Annotated in this window: 1 pseudogene; it reads left to right on the plus strand. The window is 79.3% G+C overall.

Annotated elements, in window-relative coordinates:
* Positions 1-65: 65 nt before the first annotated feature.
* Positions 66-386: pseudogene (locus ACOV8S_RS25365) on the plus strand (phosphatase); the annotation flags it as partial.

Here is a 386-nt window from a genome sequence, read left to right on the forward strand (position 1 = left end):
ACTGCACGGAGCCGCGCACCCTCCTCGAGGACCGGCTGGCCGGCCGCATCGCCGACCTCGCCTCGCTGCACGACCTCACCCGCTGCCTGGTCCGCACCGGCACCGTCCGCGACGCGCTGCGCGAGATCCTGCACGCCGGGGCCCGCCTGCTCGGCGCCCGGCGGGGGCTGGCGGTGCTCGACCAGGACGGGCCGCCCGGGGAGTACGGCCCGCACACCCCGGTGGGCCACGGCCTGACGCACGAGGAGCTCGGGCAGCTGGAGACGGTGCCGGCCGCCGACCGTCCGCAGGCCCCGCTGACCGCGGACCCCACGCTGACCGAGGTGGCCCGCCCCGACCTGGCCGCCGAGGACGCCCTCACCCCCCGCCACCGCGAGGTGGCGGAC

The organism is Streptomyces sp. CO7 (genome assembly GCF_053474865.1).